Below are 8,845 nucleotides of genomic sequence, written 5' to 3'. Positions count from 1 at the left end.
ACCCTCGTCGCTACCGCTGGACTGGCCCTCGTCGCTGCCGCGGCCACCCTCGTCGTCGCTGCCGCGGCCACCCTCGTCGCTGCCGCGGCCACCCTCGTCGTCGCTGCCACGGCCGCCTTCGTCGCTGCCGCGGCCACCCTCGTCGCTGCCGCGGCCACCTTCGTCAGAGTCGGACTTTCCGTTCTCCTCGCTGCGCGAGGACGAGGATCCCTTGTTGTGTCCCGAATCCGCGGCCGTGGCCATGGCGTAGGCGGAGGGACCGGTAATGGCAAGGACCGCTGTGACAGCGGCCGAAGCGAACAGTGTGCGGGCAGAGCGCATCTGAACACATTCCTTCCGTCGCGACTGCGAAGAGTGACGGGATGTCGACTCAGGGTGGCGCAGTGGCGACATGATCTACGGTCAGTCCGAATGTCACTTTGCGCCAACGCAAAATGCCGCATTGAGTCCGTGTCGTGGGCCCTTCGGGTGGCGAAAAGCCAATAATCACCCGTTGGACTGCACGCAGCGCCACGTGAGGTTTGGGCGACGACGGTCCACTCGTTTGCCGACGCTTCGGCGCTGCGGCCCGACCGTCGCCCGGCTCGGCATTGATCTCCCGATGGGCTTGAACGGCCCACTGGGGAACTGGAGTTGAGAAGAAGTGCTCCCCCTGTCCGACGAGACGTGCGCGTGCGGCGCCCGGCGGGACTCCGCCCGGAGCCATACTTTGAATTTGCATAACGGCGTACGCGACCCGCCGATGCGCAGGCGCCGATCTGATTGTCCTCGGCTGCCGGGCATGAAAGCGCAGGAGGCGGGCACGCGGGTTCCGGCAGCTGTCCCCGGCTCAGTGAATGCCAGGCTGGTAAATCGGTTGCCACGCGGGGCGGCCGCCTGCTGGACTCCCCCTCCAGCACTCGATCGACCGAGGAGAAGATCATGCGCGGAACTCCCATGTTCATTCAGACGGAAATTGCCACCGATCTTGAAGACATGGAGTTTCGTGCACACGTTGAATCTGGGAATTCTGGCGCATGTCGACGCCGGTAAGACAAGCCTGACCGAGCGGCTGCTCCACACCGCCGGTGTCATCGACGAGATCGGCAGCGTCGACGACGGGAGCACCCGGACCGATTCCCTGGCTCTGGAACGACAACGCGGCATCACGATCAAGTCCGCAGTCGTCTCGTTCGCCATCGACGACATCACGGTCAATCTGATCGACACACCCGGTCACCCGGATTTCATCGCCGAGGTGGAACGGGTGCTGAACGTGCTCGACGGTGCTGTACTGGTCATCTCCGCCGTGGAGGGCGTACAGGCGCAGACCCGTGTTCTGATGCGGACACTGCAACGCCTGCGTATTCCGACGCTCATTTTCGTGAACAAGGTCGATCGCGGCGGTGCACAGGACGAGTCCCTTCTGCGGAGCATTTCCGAGAAACTGACCCCGGCTGTGCTCGCCATGGGGTCGGTCGACGGGCCGGGCGGCCGGGACGCCCGCTGCACGCCGTACACCGCTGCCGATGCGCGCTTCACGGACCGGCTGACCGAGCTTCTCGCCGACCACGACGACGCGCTGCTGGCCGCGTACGTGGAGAACGCGGCGCCGCTCCCGTACAGCAGGCTGCGCGAAGCGCTGTCCACGCAGACCGGGCAGGCGCTGGTGCATCCGGTGTTCTTCGGCTCGGCGATCACCGGGGCGGGTGTGGACGCCCTGATCAGCGGGGTCAGGGAGCTGCTGCCCGTGGGCGAAGGGGATGGCGACGGGCCGGTATCGGGCACCGTCTTCAAGGTGGAGCGGGGGCCGGCCGGCGAGAAGATCGCCTACGTCCGGATCTTCTCGGGCACGGTACGGACACGTGACCGGCTGCCGTTCGGCCGGGGCGAGGGACGCGACGAGGGAAAAGTGACCGCGATCAGTGTCTTCGACCGAGGCTCGGACGTGCGCGAAGCAGCGGTCGGCGCAGGCCGGATCGCGAAGCTCCGGGGCCTCGGCGGCATTCGGGTCGGAGATGCGGTCGGCGTATCGGACACGACCGCGCCGGGCCATTGGTTCGCTCCGCCGACACTGGAATCGGTCGTGGTGCCCTGCGCTCCGGCGAGCAGAGGCGAGCTGCATTTCGCGCTCGCGCAACTGGCCGAGCAGGATCCATTGATCAATCTGCGGCAGGACGACATCCGGAAAGAAGTGTCCGTCTCGCTCTACGGCGAGGTGCAGAAAGAAGTCATCCAGGCTACGCTCGCCGATGAATTCGGAATCGATGTCACCTTCCGCGAGACCACGACCATTTGCCTGGAACGGCCGAACGGCAGCGGTGCGGCGTACGAGGTCGGCGACCAGGATCCGAATCCTTTCCTGGCGACCATCGGTCTTCGGATCGATCCCGCTCCGATCGGCAGCGGTATCGAGTACCGGCTGGAGGTGGAGCTCGGATCGATGCCGTTCTCCCTGATGAGAGCGGTGGAGCAGACCGTCGGGGAGACGCTGCAGCAGGGAATCCACGGCTGGCAGGTCACCGATTGCGTCGTCACCATGACGCACTCCGGCTACTGGCCCCGGCAGAGCCATTCCCATGCCGTTTTCGACAAGAGCATGTCGAGCACCGCCGGGGACTTCCGCAATCTGACTCCTCTGGTCCTGATGAGTGCACTGAAGGAGGCCGGCACCACGGTGTACGAGCCGATGCACCGCTTCCGTCTGGAACTCCCCGCGGACCTGCTGGGTCCGCTCCTGCCGGTACTCGCACATCTGCGGGCCGTCCCCGGCACACCGACCGTGCAAGGTGCGACCTGTGTGCTGGAGGGAGAGATCCCGGCGGCGCGGGTCCATGAACTGCAGCAACAGCTCCCGGCCCTGACGCGCGGCGAAGGGGTCCTGGAATCCGGCTTCGACCGCTACCGGGCGGTCGTCGGTACGCCCCCGGGCCGGCCACGCACCGACCGCGATCCGCTCAACCGCAAGGAGTACCTGCTGCACACGGTGCGCAGGATCGCCGGACGGGAGGATGCCCGCTGACCGGGTCCGGCCCGGCCGGGGCTCAGCCACCACGCGCCGCCCCGGCACGTTCCCGGCCCGTACACACGCACCCGGACCCGCACGGCTCCCGTTCCACCTCGTCGTAGGGCACCCTTGGCTGCCCCCACCACCGCCCGCAGGGAGTCCGCGCACCGTTGTCCAGAGTTGAGATCGCCACGAACAGAACCATCTCGGCACGCTTCACGCCTGCGTGGAGGCCCTCCGCGAGCACGCCGGGCAGCAGCTGACCGGTGTGCTGCGGGAGACCGGCGGCACCCGACGAGCCCGACCTGGAGAGCCGGGTCGTGGTCCTCGGCGTGCGGCAGGCCAAGGGGCCTGGGCCTGGAGATCGACGCGGTGCTGCCGGCCGATCCCGCGGCCGTCCTCGGGCGTCCGGCGCGCGGCCTGAACGACCTTGACGTGGCACTGACACCGGCGAAGCAACGGCTGGGCATCGTGCACGAGGGACCGGCGCCCGAGGTACTGGCGGCGACTGTGACGGAACGGAGCTGAGACGGGGACACGGAGCGGCGGCCGGTCCGCACCCCGTGCCCCCGCCCCGCTAGTTCAGCAACGCCCGCGCCGCCCGCGCTCGGCGCCGGATCGCCTCCGCCGCCTCGGGTTCGACCCCGTCGACCACATCCGCGTACTCCTCCATCTCCGCCGCCCCGCGCAGAAACTGCCCGCTCTGTACGAGCAGCTGCGCCCGCTCGTAGCGCAGCCTGGCCGGATGCGAGGGCAGCAGCAGCGACAGGTCCACCGCCCACAGCGCCACATCCGTCCGCTCCGGACGGGCCGCCGCCCACGCCCTGATGTTGTTCAGGATTCGCAGCACGATCTCCAGCGGCCGTGCGGGCACCAGCATCGACTCCTCGAGCGGCTCCCCGGTCGCCCCCGCCACCAGCAGCTCCGCGTCCTGCCCGGTCATCGGCCGGCCGCCGTCGAACGGGTCGGCCAGCACCCGCTCCGAAGGATCTCCGAACCCGACGACGAAGTGACCGGGCAGCGTCACCCCGTACACCGGAGCGCCCGCCCGCCGTGCGACCTCGATCCACACCACGGACAGCAGGATCGGCAGCCCGCGACGCCGGCGCAGCACCTCGTGCAGCAGCGACGACTCCAGCCGCTGGTAGTCCGCCGACGAGCCCGCGAAGCCGCACCGTTCGCCGAGGAATTCGGCAACGGCCGAGGCCCAGGCCCGGCCGCCCCGCACCCCGTACGGAAGCCGGCCCGCCAGCTCGTCCAGTTCGATCTGCGCCGCGTCGATCCCGTTCGCGTCCAGCGCCGGGTCGGCCACCGCGCCCAGCAGCAGGCAGAGCAGCGCGAGGTCCGGCCGCTCGGCGCGCGCCTCCTCGGCGAACTGCCGGCGCAGCTCGTCCGGGCCGGGGCGCTCGGGCTGCTCGGGGTGGTGAGGATTCATCGGGCTCGTCCGCCTCCGTCACGCCGACCGGAAGTGGTGATACCGGTGGTGGACCGCGAACCCCATGCGCTCGTACAGCGCCCGCGCCCCCTCGTTGTCCGTCTCCACCTGGAGCCACGCCGCCGACGCGCCCTCGTCCAGGGCCTTGCGGGCGAGCGCGGTCATCACGGCGGTGGCGAGCCCGCGGCGCCGGTACTCGGGACCGACCTCGACAGCCATGAAGCCGGCCCACCGCCCGTCCACCACGCACCGCCCGATAGCCGCGGGCGGTGCGCCCTCGGTGTCACCGGGCACCGAGGCGAACCACACCGAGGGACCACCGCGCAGCACCTTCAGGACGTGCGGCCCCGGGGTGTCGAAGCGCTGATAGCGAGAGAGCCACCCCTCGTCGAGGTCCCGGCTCAGCCGCACCTGCGACACATCCGCGTCCAGATCACCGATCGGCGCCAGCGCGGCGATCCGTACCTCCGCTGTCACCTCGCGCCGCCATCCGCGCTGCTCCAGCTCCGCGCAGAGCTGTTCCTGGGTGCCCTCGGCGCCGGTCGCGGTCTGGATGTACGCGGGCAGGTCCCGCTCTCCGTACCACTGCCGTACGCGCCCGAGCGCCTCGTCGAGCGGTACACCCGGGTCGCCGAGCGGCAGCACGGAGTTGGCGCGCCGGGTGAACCCCTGCGCGGCGCGCAGCCGCCAGTCGCCCAGCGGCTCGCTCTCCACCGGCTGCCAGGCGCGGGCGCAGACGGGCGCGAGCTCGTCGAAGGAGGCCGCCGGGCCACGCCGCCGGGCCGGGGCGGCGGGCACGACCTTGCCCGCAACCAGCGTCGATTCGGCGATACGGACAACGTCTCCGCTCTTCGTTGTGACCGACAGCACACCGCTGTCCCAGGATGTGAGAACACCGACCGTGTCGGTGAACTTCGGCCCCTGCGAGCCGCGCTCGGTCGTACGCCGGACTGATACCCGTTTGCCCACGTCAGCCGGTGTAATTCGGACTTCGAGTTGTCCGCCGATGGTGAATTCCACAGCTCTGTCCGCCCCTCCTGTTCGGTTCGTGCCCGGGAACGGAGATACTAGGGGCGGGCATCGACGACGCCGCGCTCCCGCGCGAGAGCCAACGCCCTACCGAGGAGGAACGACAGCGTGACCTACGTCATCGCGCAGCCTTGTGTCGACGTAAAGGACAAGGCCTGCATCGAAGAGTGCCCCGTCGACTGCATCTACGAGGGCCAGCGGTCCTTGTACATCCACCCGGACGAATGCGTCGACTGTGGAGCCTGTGAACCGGTGTGCCCGGTCGAGGCGATCTTCTACGAGGACGACACCCCGGAGGAGTGGAAGGACTACTACAAGGCGAACGTCGAGTTCTTCGACGACCTCGGGTCGCCCGGTGGCGCCTCCAAGCTGGGCCTGATCGAACGCGACCACGCGTTCATCGCTGCGCTGCCGCCGCAGAACCAGTAGTACAGCGGCCGGCACGTGTGTCGCCCCGGTCCCGTACGGCTCGTCACCGTGCGGGACCGAGGCGTTTCCACGCCCGAGCGCCCCGAGCAACCCTCGGAACCCCCGTACGAGAAAGCAGAGATCCGTGTCCGCAGTCTCCTCCCGCCTCCCGGTCTTCCCCTGGGACAAGCTCGCGCCCTACAAGTCGACGGCCGCCGTCCACCCGGACGGCATCGTGGACCTGTCCGTCGGCACGCCCGTCGACCCGGTGCCCGAGCTGATCCAGCGGGCGCTCGTCGCCGCCGCGGACAGCCCCGGCTATCCGACGGTGTGGGGGACCGCCGAGCTGCGTGACGCGATCACCGGCTGGGTGGAGCGGCGGCTCGGCGCGGCCGGGGTGGCGCACGAGAACGTCCTGCCGGTCGTCGGGTCCAAGGAGCTGGTGGCCTGGCTGCCGACGCAGCTCGGTCTCGGCGCGGGCGACAAGGTGGCGTACCCGCGCCTCGCCTACCCGACGTACGAGGTGGGCGCCCGCCTCTGCGGCGCCGAGCCCGTCGTCTACGACGATCCGACGGAGCTGGACCCGGCCGGCCTGAAGCTGCTCTGGCTCAACTCGCCGTCCAACCCGACCGGTCGCGTCCTGTCCAAGGACGAACTGATCAGGATCGTCGCCTGGGCGCGCGAGCACGACGTGCTGGTCTTCAGCGACGAGTGCTACCTGGAGCTGGGCTGGGAGGCCGAGCCCGTCTCCGTATTGCATCCGGACGTCTGCGGCGGTACGTACGAGGGCATCGTCGCCGTCCACTCGCTCTCCAAGCGCTCCAACCTGGCCGGATACCGCGCGGCCTTCATCGCGGGCGACGCGGCCGTGCTCGGCGAGCTGCTGCTGATCCGCAAGCACAGCGGAATGATGACGCCGGCCCCCGTCCAGGCGGCGACCGTCGCGGCGCTCGGCGACGACGCGCACGTCGCCGAGCAGCGGACCCGGTACGCAGACCGGCGCGCGGCCCTGCGCAGGGCGCTGGAGGCCCATGGCTTCCGGATCGAGCACAGCGAGGCGAGCCTCTACCTGTGGGCGACGCGCGACGAGCCGTGCTGGGAGACCGTGGCGTACCTGGCGGAGCTCGGCATTCTGGTGGCACCGGGCGACTTCTACGGGACGGCCGGTGACCGCTTCGTACGCGTCGCGTTCACGGCGACGGACGAGCGGGTGGCCGCCGCGGTCAAGCGGCTGGCCCGATAGCGGGAGGTACACGCGAGGGGCCTCGGGAGTGCGCACTCCCGAGGCCCCTCGCGTGTGATGTGCCGACGGATCGGGTCAGCCGATCGGCAGGCCCTGGACGGGCAGGCCGCCGTGGGGCGCGGCACCGGCGCCGCCGAGGACCTCGCCCGCGCTGCCCGCGGCACCGCCGGCGGCGTTCTGCACAGTGGGGGCGGCCTTGCCGACGGTCTTGCTCGCGGCCGGGAGGGTCGTCCCGACGATCTTGCCGCCGGTCTCGCCCGCCGCCTTGGTGCCCTGCTGGGACGCGCCGTCGACCGTCTTGCCGAGGCCGGCGCCGTCGACGGTGGTCAGACCGCCGAGCTCCGGGGCCTGCGGGAGCTCCGCGGCACCTGCGGCACCGGCCGCACCGACCACGGGGGCTGCACCTGCGGCGATCAGCAGCGCGGCGCGGGCGATCCGGCGGGTCAGGGGGAGGGACATGATGCTCCTTCGACGGGATGAGGAATCTGTCTGTCCGTTGACCGGACGCAATGACAACCGTCGTAAGGGCGGGGGAGGTTGCGGTGGGCCGAGGCAAAGAGTCGGTAATGCGTCACATGATCCACAGCGGAGGAACCCGGGCAGAGGCCGCATTCCCGGATGGCTCGATGAACCGTCACTTCCCTTTGTTCGCACGGGAAGTGAGGAATCGAGGAGAGGCTGCGGAGGCATGTCGCGCCGGGGGTCGTTTTGTAGTGGCCGGATAACACCTTCGGGTGGCCATCCGTACTAGTGCGCGAGTCGCATACGGACTTCGGTGGTGCCCGATTCCGTACGCTCCGTCCGCCAGCCCGACCCGGCCTTCCATACCCGGCCCGCGTACGTGATTTCGTCCAGGCGGAGCGCTTCGGACTGCGCGACCGCCCAGTGCGCGAGCTCCCAGCCGCGCCGTGCCGAGTCGTCGTCCCCGGAGGCGCGGGCCGCCCGCACCGGCACCGAGACCGTGCTCGTCGCCGACGCGCCGGCTGCGGCCTTCCCGTCCTCCGGCGACGGCTTCCTCGCGGGCAGCACATCCTTGCCGAAGGCGCGGACCAGTTCCGCCCGCACCTTCGCCGCATCGGCCGTCGCGGCCGTCGTCCGCGGCGGCGTGCAGTTCAGCGTGGCGGGCGTACGGCCGGTCAGCGCGGCCGCCAGCAACGCCGCATCCGGCTCGTGCTTCGCGTACGCCTGCGGGAAACCGCTGCGCTGGACCCGCTGCGCGGCAACCGTCAGCGGCAGCCGTGAATAACCGGGGACCTCGGCCAGATGCCGGTAGAACTCCCCCGCGGAGTAGACCGGGTCCAGGATCTGCTTCTCGGTGCCCCAGCCCTGCGAAGGGCGCTGCTGGAACAGCCCCAGCGAGTCCCGGTCCCCGTGCTCGATGTTGCGCAGCCCGGACTCCTGCAACGCGGTCGCCAGCGCGATCGTCACCGCTCGTTCCGGCATCCCGCGCGAGGTGCCGACTGCGGAGATCGTCGCGGCGTTCGAAGCCTGCTCCGGGCTCATCCGGTACGTACGGCCCTGGCCGGCCGAACCGTCGGCGGACTCCACGGTGCACCCTTCGGTGACCTTGCTGCCGGATATGTACTGCACGGTCAGATAGCCGCCCAGTGCGGCGAGCACGACAAATGCAGCCGCGATGCGGGAGAGGCGGCTGCGGCCGGTGTGTCGGCGGGCAGAGGAGGCGGTCCGGGGCACGGAGCCACCGTACTGGAGTGCCCGGCCGAGGCCGAGGGCCCAGTCCTTT

General features: G+C 70.1%; 7 protein-coding genes and 1 pseudogene. 3 read left to right on the top strand and 5 right to left on the bottom strand.

Annotated features, from left to right (window positions below; all coding sequences use genetic code 11):
* Window positions 1-321: pseudogene (locus IEZ15_RS44320) on the bottom strand (hypothetical protein); the annotation flags it as partial.
* Window positions 322-985: 664 nt separating this feature from the next.
* Here IEZ15_RS44320 and IEZ15_RS01840 point away from each other — a divergent pair.
* Window positions 986-3,001, top strand: coding sequence for an elongation factor G (locus tag IEZ15_RS01840; protein ID WP_189273592.1), 2,016 nt, complete (start codon window positions 986-988; stop codon window positions 2,999-3,001).
* Window positions 3,002-3,563: 562 nt separating this feature from the next.
* Here the strand turns inward: IEZ15_RS01840 and IEZ15_RS01835 are convergent.
* Both IEZ15_RS01835 and IEZ15_RS01830 read right to left on the bottom strand, forming a co-directional pair.
* Window positions 3,564-4,421, bottom strand: a complete 858-nt coding sequence (locus IEZ15_RS01835; RefSeq protein WP_189273590.1) for a transglutaminase family protein — start codon at window positions 4,419-4,421, stop codon at window positions 3,564-3,566.
* An 18-nt stretch (window positions 4,422-4,439) separates the two neighbouring features.
* Window positions 4,440-5,441, bottom strand: coding sequence for a GNAT family N-acetyltransferase (locus IEZ15_RS01830; protein WP_189273588.1), 1,002 nt, complete (start codon window positions 5,439-5,441; stop codon window positions 4,440-4,442).
* Between the two features lie 117 nt (window positions 5,442-5,558).
* Here IEZ15_RS01830 and fdxA point away from each other — a divergent pair, with 117 nt between their 5' ends.
* Window positions 5,559-5,879: a ferredoxin gene (gene fdxA / locus IEZ15_RS01825; RefSeq protein WP_018956287.1), complete on the top strand. Its 321-nt coding sequence runs from the start codon at window positions 5,559-5,561 to the stop codon at window positions 5,877-5,879.
* Window positions 5,880-6,003: 124 nt separating this feature from the next.
* A complete protein-coding gene (locus tag IEZ15_RS01820) occupies window positions 6,004-7,101 on the top strand; it encodes a bifunctional succinyldiaminopimelate transaminase/glutamate-prephenate aminotransferase (RefSeq protein WP_189273587.1) in 1,098 nt (365 codons plus the stop codon).
* Between the two features lie 75 nt (window positions 7,102-7,176).
* On the opposite strand, the gene IEZ15_RS01815 is transcribed toward IEZ15_RS01820, so the two are convergent.
* Both IEZ15_RS01815 and IEZ15_RS01810 read right to left on the bottom strand, forming a co-directional pair.
* Complete coding sequence (locus IEZ15_RS01815) at window positions 7,177-7,560, bottom strand: ATP-binding protein (RefSeq protein WP_189273586.1); 384 nt, start codon at window positions 7,558-7,560, stop codon at window positions 7,177-7,179.
* A gap of 288 nt (window positions 7,561-7,848) precedes the next feature.
* Entirely contained in the window at window positions 7,849-8,796 is a 948-nt protein-coding gene (locus tag IEZ15_RS01810; RefSeq protein WP_189273952.1) for a VldE C-terminal domain-containing protein, read from the bottom strand.
* Window positions 8,797-8,845: the final 49 nt, after the last annotated feature.

The sequence above is a fragment of the Streptomyces atratus genome, from assembly GCF_014648655.1.
GTDB classification, from domain to species: Bacteria; Actinomycetota; Actinomycetes; order Streptomycetales; family Streptomycetaceae; genus Streptomyces; species Streptomyces atratus.
This window is presented reverse-complemented; position numbering and strand designations above follow the sequence as displayed.